The sequence below is a fragment of the Variovorax sp. J22R115 genome (genome assembly GCF_030317005.1).
Taxonomy (GTDB): Bacteria; Pseudomonadota; Gammaproteobacteria; order Burkholderiales; family Burkholderiaceae_C; genus Variovorax.
The window spans coordinates 1-13,537 of record NZ_JASZYM010000013.1 but is presented as its reverse complement, the minus strand read 5'-3'; the positions used below and the strand labels follow the sequence as shown (position 1 = coordinate 13,537).

Annotated in this window: 15 protein-coding genes and 1 tRNA gene; 12 read left to right on the top strand and 4 right to left on the bottom strand. The window is 66.2% G+C overall.

Features of this window, described 5'->3' with window-relative positions:
* The first annotated feature begins 10 nt into the window (after positions 1–10).
* Genes QTI04_RS22340 through QTI04_RS22320 form a run of 5 tightly spaced genes read left to right on the top strand, consistent with a single transcriptional unit; the run spans position 11 to position 5,674 of the window.
* Positions 11–1,216: a formate dehydrogenase subunit gamma gene (locus tag QTI04_RS22340; protein ID WP_286617623.1), complete on the top strand. Its 1,206-nt coding sequence runs from the start codon at positions 11–13 to the stop codon at positions 1,214–1,216.
* Positions 1,213–1,617 (top strand): hypothetical protein, encoded by a 405-nt coding sequence (locus QTI04_RS22335; protein ID WP_286617622.1) that lies wholly within the window; start codon positions 1,213–1,215, stop codon positions 1,615–1,617. Before QTI04_RS22340 ends, QTI04_RS22335 begins: the two co-directional genes overlap by 4 nt.
* Positions 1,614–2,486 (top strand): formate dehydrogenase accessory sulfurtransferase FdhD, encoded by an 873-nt coding sequence (locus tag QTI04_RS22330; protein WP_286617621.1) that lies wholly within the window; start codon positions 1,614–1,616, stop codon positions 2,484–2,486. The genes QTI04_RS22335 and QTI04_RS22330 overlap by 4 nt, the downstream gene beginning before the upstream one ends.
* Positions 2,487–2,533: 47 nt before the next feature.
* Positions 2,534–5,050, top strand: a complete 2,517-nt coding sequence (locus QTI04_RS22325) for an ABC transporter permease (protein ID WP_286617620.1) — start codon at positions 2,534–2,536, stop codon at positions 5,048–5,050.
* Between the two features lie 12 nt (positions 5,051–5,062).
* The gene (locus QTI04_RS22320; protein ID WP_286617757.1) at positions 5,063–5,674 is read left to right on the top strand and encodes a GNAT family N-acetyltransferase; all 612 of its coding nucleotides are present in this window, start codon (positions 5,063–5,065) and stop codon (positions 5,672–5,674) included.
* Here the strand turns inward: QTI04_RS22320 and QTI04_RS22315 are convergent.
* The gene (locus QTI04_RS22315; protein ID WP_286617619.1) at positions 5,671–6,696 is read right to left on the bottom strand and encodes an isopenicillin N synthase family oxygenase; all 1,026 of its coding nucleotides are present in this window, start codon (positions 6,694–6,696) and stop codon (positions 5,671–5,673) included. The two genes, QTI04_RS22320 and QTI04_RS22315, sit on opposite strands and share 4 nt — an antisense overlap.
* 39 nt (positions 6,697–6,735) lie before the next feature.
* Between QTI04_RS22315 and QTI04_RS22310 the strand changes: the two genes are divergently transcribed.
* A complete protein-coding gene (locus QTI04_RS22310; protein WP_286617618.1) occupies positions 6,736–7,155 on the top strand; it encodes a group II truncated hemoglobin in 420 nt (139 codons plus the stop codon).
* A 15-nt stretch (positions 7,156–7,170) separates the two neighbouring features.
* Here the strand turns inward: QTI04_RS22310 and QTI04_RS22305 are convergent, their stop codons facing one another.
* On the bottom strand, positions 7,171–7,827 hold the full coding sequence (locus QTI04_RS22305; protein ID WP_286601981.1) for a Smr/MutS family protein: 657 nt from the start codon (positions 7,825–7,827) through the stop codon (positions 7,171–7,173).
* 72 nt (positions 7,828–7,899) lie between these two features.
* Entirely contained in the window at positions 7,900–8,577 is a 678-nt protein-coding gene (gene radC, locus QTI04_RS22300; protein WP_286617617.1) for a DNA repair protein RadC, read from the bottom strand.
* Between the two features lie 34 nt (positions 8,578–8,611).
* Between radC and QTI04_RS22295 the strand changes: the two genes are divergently transcribed.
* Genes QTI04_RS22295 through QTI04_RS22285 form a run of 3 tightly spaced genes read left to right on the top strand, consistent with a single transcriptional unit; the run spans position 8,612 to position 11,021 of the window.
* Complete coding sequence (locus QTI04_RS22295; RefSeq protein WP_286601978.1) at positions 8,612–9,100, top strand: peptidylprolyl isomerase; 489 nt, start codon at positions 8,612–8,614, stop codon at positions 9,098–9,100.
* Entirely contained in the window at positions 9,097–10,062 is a 966-nt protein-coding gene (gene ispH, locus QTI04_RS22290) for a 4-hydroxy-3-methylbut-2-enyl diphosphate reductase (RefSeq protein WP_286617616.1), read from the top strand. Before QTI04_RS22295 ends, ispH begins: the two co-directional genes overlap by 4 nt.
* Positions 10,059–11,021 carry a threonine/serine dehydratase gene (locus QTI04_RS22285; protein WP_286617615.1) on the top strand — a complete coding sequence of 321 codons (963 nt, stop codon included), beginning with the start codon at positions 10,059–10,061 and terminating at the stop codon, positions 11,019–11,021. Before ispH ends, QTI04_RS22285 begins: the two co-directional genes overlap by 4 nt.
* 18 nt (positions 11,022–11,039) lie before the next feature.
* Here QTI04_RS22285 and QTI04_RS22280 read toward each other — a convergent pair whose 3' ends face one another.
* Positions 11,040–11,441, bottom strand: coding sequence for a VOC family protein (locus QTI04_RS22280; RefSeq protein ID WP_286617614.1), 402 nt, complete (start codon positions 11,439–11,441; stop codon positions 11,040–11,042).
* A 62-nt stretch (positions 11,442–11,503) separates the two neighbouring features.
* Here QTI04_RS22280 and serS point away from each other — a divergent pair, with 62 nt between their 5' ends.
* The 3 genes from serS to QTI04_RS22265 all read left to right on the top strand — a co-directional run bounded on the left by serS (position 11,504) and on the right by QTI04_RS22265 (position 13,389).
* Positions 11,504–12,835, top strand: coding sequence for a serine--tRNA ligase (serS, locus tag QTI04_RS22275; RefSeq protein WP_286617613.1), 1,332 nt, complete (start codon positions 11,504–11,506; stop codon positions 12,833–12,835).
* A gap of 47 nt (positions 12,836–12,882) precedes the next feature.
* Positions 12,883–12,972: transfer RNA gene (locus QTI04_RS22270), tRNA-Ser, on the top strand.
* 168 nt (positions 12,973–13,140) lie between these two features.
* Entirely contained in the window at positions 13,141–13,389 is a 249-nt protein-coding gene (locus tag QTI04_RS22265; RefSeq protein ID WP_286617612.1) for a hypothetical protein, read from the top strand.
* Positions 13,390–13,537 lie beyond the last annotated feature (148 nt).

Below are 13,537 nucleotides of genomic sequence, written 5' to 3'. Positions count from 1 at the left end.
CGGAGGTTGCATGAGAAAAGTGCTTAACGCCCTGGCAATGGTCGCGGTACTGGGCTGCGGCATCGCCAATGCACAGACGCCGGACCCGTCCGCCGCACCCGCCGCGCCGGCAGCTGCCCCAGCCGCACAGCCGGCGGCTGGCATCCGCAGCCAGAACATTTTCGACGTCAGGCCGGAAGCCAGCGCCGACCCGAACTTCCTCAACCAGACCAATGGCGAGCGCCAACGGGTGCAGCCGGGCAACAACGCGCCGATGTGGCGCCAGGTGAGTGGCGGCGTCACCGGCTTCAGCAGCCTTCCGGCCAGCGAGGCGCCCGAGGCGGGCAACCTGATCCAGCGCTTCGTCCAGTATCCGGGCTCGCATTACACCAACGCCGGCGAAGCTTGGCGCCAGGTGCGGAACAACTGGATCATTCCGTACGGTGCGGCTCTGCTTTTTGTCACGCTGCTCGCACTGGCCATCTTCTACTTCACGCGCGGGCCGATCGGCCTGCATGGCCAGGAAACCGGCCGCAAGATCGAGCGCTTCACACCCTTCGAGCGCGCCACTCACTGGTCGAACGCGACCGCCTTCGTCGTGCTGGCGATCTCGGGCATCGTGATGGCTTTCGGCAAGTTCTTCCTGCTGCCGGTCCTCGGCGGTGCACTATTCGGCTATCTGGCCTACGTGCTCAAGACCGTGCACAACTTTGTGGGACCGCTGTTCGTGGTGACGACGATCTTCATGATCTTCACCTTCATCCGCAGCAACTGGCCCAGCAAGGATGACCTGACCTGGCTCAGGCACGGCGGCGGTCTGTTCGGTGGCGACAAGGAGCCGCCGTCGCATCGATTCAATGCGGGCGAGAAGCTGGTGTTCTGGGGTGGCGTTCTGTTCCTCGGCAGCTTGGTCATCGGGTCGGGGCTCTTCCTCGACAAGCTGCTCCCAGGCTTCGTCTACACGCGCGGCGAGATGCAGATCGCGCACATGATCCACGCCGTCGCCACGCTGTGCATGATGGCCTTGATCCTGGGCCACATCTACATCGGCACGCTCGGCATGAAGGGCGCGTACAAGGCCATGCGCGAAGGCAATGTCGACGAGACCTGGGCCAAGGAGCATCATCCGCTCTGGTACGACGACATTGCGGCCGGCAAGATCCCGGCGCAGCGCAGCGCTCAGGCCCGCGACCCTGCGGCGGTGCAGGGCGTCCGGGTTGAAGGAAATCCCTCATGAAGAAAACTCTGAACCTCTGCGGTCTCTTGCTCGGCATGGCTGTCGCATCCGCCGCCGTGGCCAAGCTCCCTGCACCGGCCGCCTCGCCCGAAGCCAAGCTCAAGGCGGCCGAGGCCGCTGCCAAGACGGCTTGGACCACCAAGGTCGACGCTTACCAACTGTGCCAGGCGCAGACCCGGGTGGCGAACCATGTCCGTGAAGGCCTGGCCGCAGCCGGCAAGCCCGTGCCGACCGCTACGCCGACGCCGCCTTGCACAGATCCTGGCCCCTTCGCCTTTGCGCCGCCCGCTGAAGTGAGGCCTATCGAAGCCTCGGGCGCCCATTCGCCCGCGACGACCGCCGCTTCGCCGCCGAGCTCCAACCAGACTTCGGCCGAGACGAATCCAGCGCCCAAGAAGTGAGGCTGCCTCGCCTGACGCAGGCCCAGGCGCCGCTCACGCGTGAGGTCGAGATCGTCGATGAGCATGGCGAACCGGGTGTCGTCTCCATTCCTGCCGAACGCGATCTGACGGTCTACGTCGACCGCCGCGAGCTCGTCACGCTGATGACGCTGGGCGCGCAACCCGAACTGCTGGTGCTCGGCTACCTGCTGAACCAGCGCCTCATAGATTCGGCCGCGGACGTCGAATCCATCACCGTCGACTGGGAGGTCGGCGCGGCTGCCGTCAGGACGCACGCGGGCATCGATCGCATCGAGGAACGCACCGCGAAGAAGGTGGTCACCACCGGCTGCGGCCAAGGCAGCGTGTTCGGCGAACTCATGGCCGGCATCGATCGCCTCCAGTTGCCCGATACGCGCATGACGCAGGCGCAGCTCTATTCGCTGGTGAACGCGATCCGCCTCCAGGAGAGCACTTACAAGTCGGCCGGCTCGGTGCATGGCTGTGCGCTCTTCACGCTTCGCGACGACGGCGACGACGGCGACGAGGTGCAGATGCAGTGCTTCATCGAGGACGTGGGCCGACACAACGCCATCGACACCATCGCCGGCTGGATCGCGATGCAGCCGGCGAGCCAACTGGCCGGCGGGCGCGTGTTCTACACCACCGGCCGCCTGACCAGCGAGATGGTCATCAAATCGGCGCAGATGGGCGTGGCCATCGTCGTGTCGCGCAGCGGCATGACTCAAATGGGCCACGAGGTCGCCACGCGCGTGGGCCTTTGCGCGATCGGGCGGGCGACCAACCGGCGCTTCATCTGCTATGCCGGTGTGGACCGGCTCGTGCTGCAGCCCGAGCTGGCGGGTGCTCGGCCGGCGACCACTGCCTAAAACCTTCGGTTTGGCGGGCGGTGGCCGCTCGGCTATCGTCACGCCCCATGAATGCTTTCCTTCGCCTTGGCTGGCGCACGCTCTGGCGCGATCTTCGCGCGGGCGAGCTTCGTCTCCTGATCGTTGCGGTGCTGCTGGCGGTGGCGGCGCTCACGGCCGTGGGCTTCTTCGCCGACCGGCTCAAGGGAGGCTTGCAGCGCGACGCGCGCCAGTTGCTGGGCGGAGATGCGGTCCTCGCGACCGACAACCCGACGCCGGCTGTCTTCGTGGAGCGCGCGCGCGCCCTGGGTCTGGACGGCGCGAGTACCTACGGATTTCCAACCATGGCGCGTGCCGACGAGGCGCAGGGCGGCGCGAGCAAGCTGGTGGCCCTGAAGGCCGTCACGGCCGGCTACCCGCTGCGAGGCAACCTGCAGGTGGGCATCGATCCGGCCGCCCCGGGTCAGATCACCCGCGACGTGCCCACGCCCGGCGAGGCCTGGGTCGACGCCTCGCTGCTGGACTCGCTCTCGCTCAAAGTGGGTGACACGCTGCTGCTGGGCGATGCCGGCCTGCGCATCGCGCGCGTGATCACGCTCGAACCCGACCGCGGCGCCGGCTTCATGAGCTTCGCGCCGCGCGTCATGCTCAATCAGGCCGACGTGCCGCGCACCGGCCTCGTGCAGCCGGCGAGCCGCGTGAGTTACCGATTCGCGGTGGCCGGTGAACCTGCCGCGGTGAAGCGCTTCAGCGACTGGGCCGAAGCGACGATCAAGAAGGGCGAGGTGCGCGGCGCGCGGCTCGATTCCTTCGAGAGCGGCCGGCCCGAGATGCGCCAGACGCTGGATCGCGCGGAGAAGTTCCTCAACCTCGTCGCGCTGCTCGCTGCATTGCTTTCGGCCGTGGCCGTCGCACTGGCCGCGCGTGGTTTCGCCGCCAGCCACCTCGACGATTGCGCCATGCTGCGCGTGCTCGGCCAGAGCCAGCGCACCATCGCCGGCGCCTACGCCTTCGAATTCGCGGTGATCGGCGTGATCGCCAGCGCGCTGGGCGTGGCGATCGGGTTCGGCGTGCACTACGCGTTCGTGGTGCTGCTCGCGGGACTGGTGCAAAGCGCGCTGCCCGCGCCGACGCTCTGGCCGGTCATGTTCGGCTTCGGCGTGGGGCTCACGCTGTTGTTCGCCTTTGGCTTGCCGCCGGTGCTGCAACTCGCGCGCGTGCCGCCGCTGCGCGTGATCCGCCGCGACGTGGGCAACTTGAAGCCCGCGTCGATCGCCGTGCTCGGGCTGGGCGTCGCAGGCTTTGCCGCCTTGCTGGTGGCGGCCAGCAGCGACCTGAAGCTGGGGCTCATCGCCGTCGGCGGCTTCGCAGCGGCCGTGGCCGTGTTCGCATTGTTGAGTTGGATCGCCGTGATCCTGCTGCGCTGCAGCGTCAACGAGACGACGGCGCCGCGCTGGCTGGTGCTGGCCACGCGCCAGATCTCGGCAAGGCCTGCGTATGCAGTAGTGCAGGTCAGCGCGCTGGCCGTGGGTCTGCTCGCGCTGATCCTGCTGGTGCTGCTGCGCACGGACCTCGTGTCGAGCTGGCGCAAGGCCACGCCGCCGGATGCGCCGAACCGCTTCGTGATCAACGTGATGCCGGACCAGAGCGACGTGTTCCAGAAGACGCTGCGCGACAACGGCGTGCGCAAGTTCGACTGGTACCCCATGATTCGCGGCCGTCTGGTCGCCATCAACGACAAGCCGGTGTCGCCCGACGACTACACCGACGATCGCGCCAAGCGGCTCGTCGATCGCGAGTTCAACCTCAGCAACAGCGTGGACGCACCGGCACACAATGTCGTCACTGCCGGTGCCTGGAAGCCGGGGGCCTCAGGCGAGGTGAGCGTCGAGGTAGGTCTCGCCGAGACGCTGGGCCTGAAGCTGGGCGACACGCTGCGCTTCGACATCGGCGGCATGCAGAACGACGCGCGCATCACGTCGCTGCGCAAGGTCGACTGGGGCTCGATGCATGCGAACTTCTTCGTGATGTACACGGTGGCCTCGCTGGCCGACGTGCCCGTCACGTATATGGGCGCGTTCCGTGCGCCCGATGTGAAGGGCTTCGACAACGCGCTGGTGCGCACTTATCCGAACGTGACCAACGTCGACATGAGCGCGACGATCGGGCAGGTGCAGCGCGTGCTCGACCAAGTGATCCGTGCGGTGGAGTTCCTGTTCGGCTTCACGCTGGCGGCGGGGCTGGTCGTGCTGTTCGCGGCCGTCACGGCCACGCGCGAGGAGCGCGCCCGCGAGTTCGCGGTGATGCGCGCTGTGGGTGCGCGGGCGAGCCTGCTGCGGCAGGTGCAGCGCGCGGAGCTGGTGGGGGTCGGAATGCTGGCGGGCTTTCTGGCAAGCATCGTGGCCTCGGTCATCGGCTGGGCGCTCGCACGCTTCGTGTTTGACTTCACGTGGACCGCATCGCCACTCGTGCCTATTGCGGGTGCCCTGGCAGGTGCTGTCCTGGCGCTCGCTGCCGGCTGGTGGGGTCTGCGCGAGGTATTGCGCCGACCCGTGGTGGCGACGCTGCGGCAGGCGGCGGAATAGGCGGTCATGCCGATGGACGGTTGCATCGAGTTCGACACCGAGCGCTTGCATCTGCGCCAGTGGCGCAGCACTGATCGGGAGCCCTTCGCGCAGTTGAACGCCGATCCGCGTGTGATGGAGTTTTTCCCCGAACCGCTTTCGCGCGCCGAGAGCGATGCGGTGGCAGACCGTTGTGCGCAGGGCATCGAGGAAAGAGGCTGGGGATTCTGGGTCGTCGAAGAGCGCGCGAGCGAAACGCCCATCGGCTTCACGGGACTGAGCGTGCCGAGGCCCGATTTGCCGTGCTCGCCGTGCGTCGAGATCGGCTGGCGGCTGGCGCGTGCCTACTGGGGTAGGGGTTACGCGACCGAGGCTGCGCGCGGTGCCCTGCGAGTGGGCTTCGAGAGGCTTGCGCTGTCGGAGATCGTTGCGTTCACTGCCGTGCCCAATCTGCCCTCGGAGGCGGTCATGAAGCGGTTGGGGATGGTTGCTGATGGGACGTTTGAACATCCGGCCATTGCTGTGGGTCATCCGCTTCGTCCGCACAAGCTCTATCGGTTGACTCGCGAGGCGTGGCTTGCTCAAGGTGCGGAGTCGCAGAGTGGCGCCCCGAAGAAAGCACCCCTCACCAAGACAACGCTCTAAAGCACTTCATCCCGAAGCTGCGGAAACACCTTGGACACTTTCGCCAGCAAGTAGTCGCCGTACTTGCCATTGAAGGCATGCACATTCGCCCGGTCCCAGCGCGCAGCGCTGTCGTCCTGCGCGTCAGCACCGGCAAGCCCTTCGATACGTTGCACCCGCGCCTCGAAGTGAGGGTCGAAGAAGAGGGGGAAAGACAACCGATCGCGACCCGAGGTATTGCGCGTCACGCGGTGCGGCGTCGACTTGTAGAGCCCGCCAGTCATTCGGTCGAGCATGTCGCCGATGTTGCAGACGAAGGAATTCGGCACCGGCGCCGCTTCGATCCATCCACCCGGAGTGCGCACCTGCAGGCCACCTACATCGTCCTGGTGGAGGATGGTGAGCAGGCCGTAATCCGTGTGCTCGCCGACACCCCAGTGCACGTCCATGCCCTCGGGCACCGACTGGGTCGGGTAGTTGAAGATGCGGAACAGGATCAGCGGATCGGCCGTGTAGCGCTCGGCAAAGTACGTGGCCGGCAAGCCGAGGCTCAGGGCGATGCCTTCCATCAAGCGATGGCCCAGCCGCGCAACTGCGTCGATGTAGGCGAGCACCGTGTCGCGGAATCCTTCGATGCCGGGAAAGAGATTGGGCCCATGCACGGGCGTGCGGGCTCGCACGAGCGGATGCGCTTCGGACAGTTCGGTGCCGAGGTAGAGGCCTTCCTTCCAGTCGGGCCGGCCCGAGGTCAACTCGCCGGCCAGCGGGAAATAGCCACGCCATGCGCGTCCGCCCAGCGCCATCCGCCATCGCATCTTGGTGGCCTCGTCGAGCGCGAAGAATCGGCGGCTCAGGTCTTCGAGACGCTCCACCAGAGCCTTATCAACGCCATGGCCCCTGATGTAGAAAAAGCCGTGCGCGCGGCAAGCGGCGCCAATCCGTGCGGCCACGTCGTCGCGTCCCGGGCCGCCGGCCACCAGCGCCGAAACGTCGATGACGGGGAGGGCATCGCTGCCGGGAGAGGGTGGGGTCAAATCATGCATGCCCCGATGGTGCCGCAAGTCCTGGAGACAATGTCATCCATGCAAATTCAGGACAAACCACCTTTCGACACGCCCTTCGAATGGATCGGCGGTGAAGACAAGGTCCACGCCCTGGTCGAGCGCTTCTACGACCTCATGGACCTCGAACCGGCCTACGCGCAATTGCGCGCCGTGCATGGCTCGACGCTGGACAACGCGCGGCAACGCCTTTTCTGGTTCCTGTGCGGCTGGCTCGGCGGCCCGCAGCACTACACCGACCGCTTCGGCCACCCGATGCTGCGCGCGCGCCATCTGCCGCAGAGCATCGGCGGCCACACCATCGGCATCAAGGAACGCGACCAATGGCTCGCGTGCATGGATCAGGCGATGGGTGAAACCGGCGTGCCGGAAGGTCTGCGTGAACGGCTGCGCGGATCTTTCTTCCAGACGGCTGACTGGATGCGCAATCGCGGCGAGTGAGTCGTCCGAGCCTGATCAGCGCCGCGACGGCGCCAACAGAACCACCAGCGCGCCCGCACCACCCTCGGCCGGCTTGGCCTGCACGAAGGCCAGCGTTTCGTTTTTCTGGATCAGCCAGCGCTGCACCTTGGCCTTGAGCACCGGCTGCTTGCCGGGCGAGCCCAGGCCCTTGCCGTGCACCACGCGCACGCAGCGCAAGCCCTGCTTGTAGGCGTCGCGGATGAAGGCGCCGAGCGCGTCGCGCGCTTCGTCGCTGCGCATGCCGTGCAGGTCGATTTCGCGTTGGATCGACCACTCGCCCGCACGCAGCTTACGCGTCACATCGGTATTGATGCCGGGGCGGCGGAAGCTCATCGCATCGTCGGTGTCGAGCAGCGTGCTCACGTCGAACTCGTCGGACAGGGATTCGCGCATCACGCGTTGCTCGTCGAGTTGCTGCTGCACAGGGATCGGCGCCGGCGGCTCGGGGGCCAGCGGCACCGAGGCCTTTTGCCGCAAGGGCTTCGTGGCGCCGATCGCACGGGAGAAGAGGTCTTGGTCGGCCAGGTGCTTCTTCTGCGCAGCTGCTTGCGCCGCGGCCTCGACTGCTTCGCGCTCGCGCTGTTCTGCGAGCGAGCGCTGCACCTGCTTCAGGTCGGCAAGGCTCTTGAGATTGTTGGGTTTGGCGGGCATGAGGGTGGGCGATCAGCGGCTATTGTCGATGCAGCCGGGCTCGGGCTATTTCATCAGGTTACATGTCGGTGATCAGACGAGGCCGTGTTCGGCCATCGAAAGGGCGCCGCCCTTGGCCACGATCACATGGTCCAGCACCCGGATGTCGATGAGCGCCAGGGCCGCCTTGAGCGTCTGGGTGAGCGTTTCGTCCGCTCGCGACGGCTCGACGCAGCCGCTCGGATGGTTGTGCGCCAGCACGACGGCCGCGGCGTGGTGGTGCAGGGCCCGGCTGACGACTTCGCGCGGATAGACGCTGGTTTGCGTGAGCGTGCCACGAAAAAGCTCTTCCATCGCGACCAGGCGATGCCGGGCGTCCAGGAAGAGGGCGGCGAAGACCTTGTAGGGCCTTGCGGCCAGGTGGAGCTGCAGGTACTGCTTGACCGCCTCCGGCGAATCGAAGACCGCGCGCTCCTTCAGGCGTTCGGCCAGCACGCGCCGCGCGAGTTCGAGGACCGCCGCCAGCTCGGCGCGCTTGGCGGTGCCGCCCAGTCCCTTGACGCGCTTGAGATCGTCGAGCCCCGCGTTGAGCAGGCCGGCGAGGCCTCCGAAGTCGTCAAGCAGCTCCTGGGAGAGCTGCAGCACGTTCTTTCCGGGGAGGCCGGTGCGCAGGAGGAGCGCCACCAGTTCCGCGTCGCCCAGCGCGCCGGCGCCGAGTCCCATGAGTTTCTCGCGCGGCCGCGCTTCTTCGATCAGGTCCTTGAAAGACATGGCGATTCGGGGTTCAAGCCCCACTCCCTAAAATATGGGCCCCAGTCTATCGGGACTCTTCATTTTGTCTTCGACCTCCACCGCCCCCGTCGTCACGGCCGGTTCCTTCCTCACCCTGCATTACCGGCTCGCCGGACCTGCGGGCGACATCATCAATACCTTCCAGGACAAGCCCGCCACGCTGTCCCTGGGCACGGGCGAACTTTCGCCCGCGGTCGAGCAGCGCCTGATCGGCATGCAGGAAGGCGCGCACGCCACTTTCGAGCTGCCGGCCGGCGATGCCTTCGGTGACCGCAATCCGGAGATGCAGCAATGGGTGGCGCGCAAGCTGCTCGCACAGATGGGCGACCCGGACGAGCAATACGCCGTCGGCGACGTCGTGCAGTTCCCGACGCCTGACGGCACCGGCAGCTACGCGGGCGCTGTCATCGAGTCGAACGAAACCGCGGTGCGCTTCGACTTCAACCATCCGCTCGCAGGTCAGCCCGTGACCTTCGAGGTCAAGCTGATTGGCGTGTTGTGAACACCATCGAGGAAGTCATCCTGGCGGAGCCGCGGGGCTTTTGCGCAGGCGTCGATCGCGCGATCGAGATCGTCGAGCGCGCCATCGCCAAGTTCGGCGCGCCGATCTACGTGCGGCACGAGATCGTGCACAACACCTATGTGGTCAATGAGCTCAAGGCCAAGGGAGCGATCTTCATCGAAGAGCTCGCCGACGTGCCGCCGGGCGCCACGCTGGTGTTCAGCGCGCATGGCGTCAGCAAGGCCGTGCAGGCCGAGGCGCGCGAACGCGGCTTCGAGATTTTCGATGCCACCTGCCCGCTTGTCACCAAGGTGCACGTCGAGGTCGCGAAGCTCGCCAAAGAGGGCTACGAATTCATCATGATCGGCCACAAGGGGCATCCCGAGGTCGAAGGAACGATGGGGCAGCTCTCGAGCGGCATCCATCTGGTGGAAGACGTGGAAGACGTCGCGCACGTCTCGCCCGCGCAGACGCTGAAGCTCGCGGTGGTCACGCAGACCACGCTGTCGGTCGATGATGCGGCCGAAATCTCCGCTGCTGTGCGTGCGCGTTTTCCGAACGTGCGCGAACCCAAGCAGCAGGACATCTGCTACGCGACGCAGAACCGGCAGGATGCCGTCAAGATCCTCAGCCCGCAGGTCGACCTGGTGATCGTGGTCGGCAGCCCGACCAGCTCCAACAGCAATCGCCTGCGCGAACTCGCCCAGCGCCTGGGCACCGAAAGCTACATGGTCGACTCGGCTGCGGAACTGAAGCCCGAATGGTTCGAGGGCAAGGTCCGCGTGGGTCTCACGGCAGGCGCCTCCGCGCCCGAAGTGCTGGTGCACGAGGTCATCGATCGCGTCAAGGCGCTGGGCGCCCTCTCGGTGCGCAAGATGAACGGCATCGAGGAAACGCTCAAGTTCCCGCTGCCCAAGGGCCTCAAGCTGGACGACATGCCCGCGCCGGGCCATATTTCGTGAGTGGCGCCACTCACGATTGGCGCAGCGACATCGAGGCCGCGTCGCGGCGCATCCATGAGCGCGCGCCGTACTTTCTGCGCGAGACGCCGCTCTGGAAGCTGCCTGCGGAGGCGCTCGGCCTCCAGGTACGCGGTGTCGAAGTCTGGCTCAAGCTGGAGCATCTGCAAGTCAGCGGCAGCTTCAAGGCGCGCGGCATGATGAACCGTCTGCTCGCCAACGACATACCCGCTGCCGGGGCGATCGTCGCGTCGGGCGGCAATGCCGGCATCGCGACGGCTGCCGCCGCGCAGGCGCTCGGCGTGCACTGCGCGGTGTTCCTGCCCGAGATGTCCACCGAGGCCAAGCGCGCGCGGCTGCGCGCGCTCGGCGCGGAGGTGGTCGTGGGCGGCGAGGCCTACGCGGACGCTCTGGCTGCCTGCCTCGACCGCCAGCGCGAAACCGGCGCACTTCTCACCCATGCCTACGATCAGCCAGAGGTGGTCGCTGGCGCAGGCACGCTCGGCCGCGAGATCGAGCGGCAGGCAGGCTTGCCGGACTCCGTGCTCGTGAGCGTTGGCGGAGGCGGCCTGATCGGTGGTCTGGCGGCCTGGTTCGAGCAGCGCAGCCGCGTGGTCGCGCTCGAGCCGGAACGCGCGCCCACGCTGTTTCGCGCGCGCGAGGCCGGCGAGCCGGTCGATGTGGAGGTCGGCGGCGTCGCGGCCGATTCGCTGGGCGCGCGGCGCATCGGCGCCATCGCCTGGGATGTCACGCAGCGCCACGTGCGCAATGCATTGCTGCTGCCCGACGAAGCCATCCGCGCCGCGCAGATCTGGCTCTGGAAAGAACTGAAGCTGGCCGTCGAGCCGGCCGCAGCCCTGCCACTGGCCGCGCTGCAGAGCGGGGCTTATGTGCCGCGCGAGGGAGAGAAGGTCTGCCTCATCGTTTGCGGCGCCAACGTTGATCCGGCAACGCTGAACTGAGCCTTCGGTGGCTGGCAGCTAGTGCTCGCAGTTCACCATCCACGGAACGCCGAACTTGTCTTCGAGCATGCCGAAACCCGCGGCCCAGAAAGTCGCCGCGTAAGGCATCGTCACCTTGCCGCCCTCGGCCAGTGCGTTGAAGAGTTTTTCGCCTTCCTTGACGTCCTTGCCCTGAACCGAGAGCGAAAAACCCTTGTGGCCGTCGAAGGGATAGCCGGGCGGCAGATCGGAGGCCATGAGCTGGTGGCCGCGCGCCTCGAGCGTGGCGTGCATGATCTTCTGTTTGTGCGAATCCGGCGTGTCCTTGCCCATGGGGCTTTCGCCGAAGGTCATGCTGAAGGCGATCTTGCCGTCCAGGCACTTGGCGTAGAACGCGAGCGCCTCGGCCGCGTTGCCGTTGAAGGTCAGATAGGCTTGCATTGCATCTCCATGAGGTGGGCTGGGAGGGGAGAACGATCCTACGCGCACCTAAAATCACGCAAATGCTCGATATCACACTGTTACGCAAGGACCTCGCGTCCGTCGTTTCCCGTCTCGAAACGCGCAAGAAGGATCAGCCCTACCTGGACGTGGCGAGGTTCAGTTCGCTCGAGGCCGAGCGCAAGACCTTGCAGACCCGCACCGAGGAAATCCAGGCGCGCCGCAATGCCCTCAACAAACAGATCGGGCCGCTGAAGGCCAAGGGCGAGTCGGTCGACGCGCTGATGGTCGAAGTCAACGCGCTCAAGGCGGAACAGGAATCCTCGGCCACCCGGCTCGACGCGATCCAGCCCGAACTCCAGGCGCTGCTGCTGGCTGTGCCGAACCTCCCGCATGCGAGCGTGCCGGTCGGCGAGGACGAAGAGGCCAACGTCGAAGTGCGACGCTGGAGCCCTCGGGGCGGCGCAGGCGCGTCGGCCTCTCCGCTGGGCTTCGCGCCCAAGGACCATGTTGACCTCGGGCTGCCGCTGGGCCTGGATTTCGAAATGGGCGCCAAGCTGTCGGGGTCACGCTTCAGCGTGATGAAGGGGCCGATCGCCCGCCTGCATCGCGCGCTCGCGCAGTTCATGCTCGACATCCAGACGCAGCAGCACGGCTATACCGAGTGCTATGTACCGTACATCGTCAACGCCGATACGCTGCGCGGCACGGGCCAGTTGCCCAAGTTCGAAGGTGACCTGTTCGCCGCGAAGAAGGGCGGACAGGACGGCGAACCGGCGCCCGACCATTCGGCGCTCTACCTCATCCCGACCAGCGAGGTGCCGCTCACGAACTTCGTGCGCGACGAGGTGGTTGCGGAGGCGCAATTGCCCATCAGGCTCACCGCGCACACGCCATGCTTCCGCTCGGAAGCGGGCAGCGCCGGACGCGACACGCGCGGCATGATCCGCCAGCACCAGTTCGACAAGGTCGAGATGGTCCAGATCACCCATCCCGACAAGAGCTACGAGGCGCTCGAGGCCATGACCGGCCACGCCGAGGCCGTGCTGCAGGCGCTCGAACTGCCTTACCGTGTCGTATTGCTGAGCACGGGCGACATGGGCTTCGGTTCCACCAAGACCTATGACCTGGAAGTCTGGCTGCCGGCGCAGGACACCTATCGCGAGATCAGCTCGGTGTCGAACTGCGAGGCCTTCCAGGCTCGGCGCCTTCAGGCCCGCTTCAAGAACGCGCAGGGCAAAAACGAACTCGTTCACACGCTCAACGGTTCGGGCCTCGCGGTCGGCCGCACGCTGGTGGCCGTCCTGGAGAACCACCAGAACGAAGACGGGTCGATCAACGTGCCAGCCGCGTTGCGGCCCTATCTGGGCGGCCTCGAAGTGTTGCGCGGCTGAAAAAGTGCGTCACGAGGTCTGCTAGAATAGCGGGCTCGACAGACACCGGAGAGGTGGCAGAGTGGTCGAATGTACCTGACTCGAAATCAGGCGTACGTGCGAACGTACCGAGGGTTCGAATCCCTCCCTCTCCTCCAGCTAAGTGTTTTTGACCGTCCGCATCGGTCCACGACACGGCAGAAAGCCCGCACAGTTCCCTCTGTAGCGGGCTTTTTTGCGTCCGTATGAGTCCGCATGAGGGCTTGTCAATCCACGGTTTTGCGTTGGTATGAGCGTTGGTATGGGGTCTACCGTGCACGGCCGACATGCTGACGCCCGACCTGAGCCTGGCTGCTCAGCGCGCTGGCAAGGCACTGGCGAAGCTCAACGAGGCCGAGCTGCTGGCCGTGCTCGGAATCGAACTGCAACGGCGCGGCCTTCAACAATTGGGAGAACTTCCAATGCCACGGGCGCAAGTGGCGAGGCGCAAGGCGCCCGAGCGCGAGCAGATGCTGTTGCTACTGCCGGTGCGCGATGACGTAGGCAATCAATCACTGCTGAACGGAAGTCAATGAGCGTGATGTATTTCACAGACCTAGTACGTCAACACGCAAATAACGGAACGTAATGCGTTCCAAGTTTTTGGTCTGCATCTTGACGAGTGAACTTCCACTGGATAGTTCGGCGGGCAGCGTTGCGAGCGCATTGCCACTTGTCGACCTC

Coding starts and splice junctions, on each gene's coding strand:
- QTI04_RS22340 (WP_286617623.1), top strand. CDS start 11: ATGAGAAAAGTGCTTAACGCCCTGGCAATGGTCGCGGTACTGGGCTGC.
- QTI04_RS22335 (WP_286617622.1), top strand. CDS start 1,213: ATGAAGAAAACTCTGAACCTCTGCGGTCTCTTGCTCGGCATGGCTGTC.
- QTI04_RS22325 (WP_286617620.1), top strand. CDS start 2,534: ATGAATGCTTTCCTTCGCCTTGGCTGGCGCACGCTCTGGCGCGATCTT.
- QTI04_RS22320 (WP_286617757.1), top strand. CDS start 5,063: ATGGACGGTTGCATCGAGTTCGACACCGAGCGCTTGCATCTGCGCCAG.
- QTI04_RS22315 (WP_286617619.1), bottom strand. CDS start 6,696: ATGCATGATTTGACCCCACCCTCTCCCGGCAGCGATGCCCTCCCCGTC.
- QTI04_RS22310 (WP_286617618.1), top strand. CDS start 6,736: ATGCAAATTCAGGACAAACCACCTTTCGACACGCCCTTCGAATGGATC.
- QTI04_RS22305 (WP_286601981.1), bottom strand. CDS start 7,827: ATGCCCGCCAAACCCAACAATCTCAAGAGCCTTGCCGACCTGAAGCAG.
- radC (WP_286617617.1), bottom strand. CDS start 8,577: ATGTCTTTCAAGGACCTGATCGAAGAAGCGCGGCCGCGCGAGAAACTC.
- QTI04_RS22295 (WP_286601978.1), top strand. CDS start 8,612: ATGGGCCCCAGTCTATCGGGACTCTTCATTTTGTCTTCGACCTCCACC.
- QTI04_RS22280 (WP_286617614.1), bottom strand. CDS start 11,441: ATGCAAGCCTATCTGACCTTCAACGGCAACGCGGCCGAGGCGCTCGCG.
- serS (WP_286617613.1), top strand. CDS start 11,504: ATGCTCGATATCACACTGTTACGCAAGGACCTCGCGTCCGTCGTTTCC.
- QTI04_RS22265 (WP_286617612.1), top strand. CDS start 13,141: ATGCTGACGCCCGACCTGAGCCTGGCTGCTCAGCGCGCTGGCAAGGCA.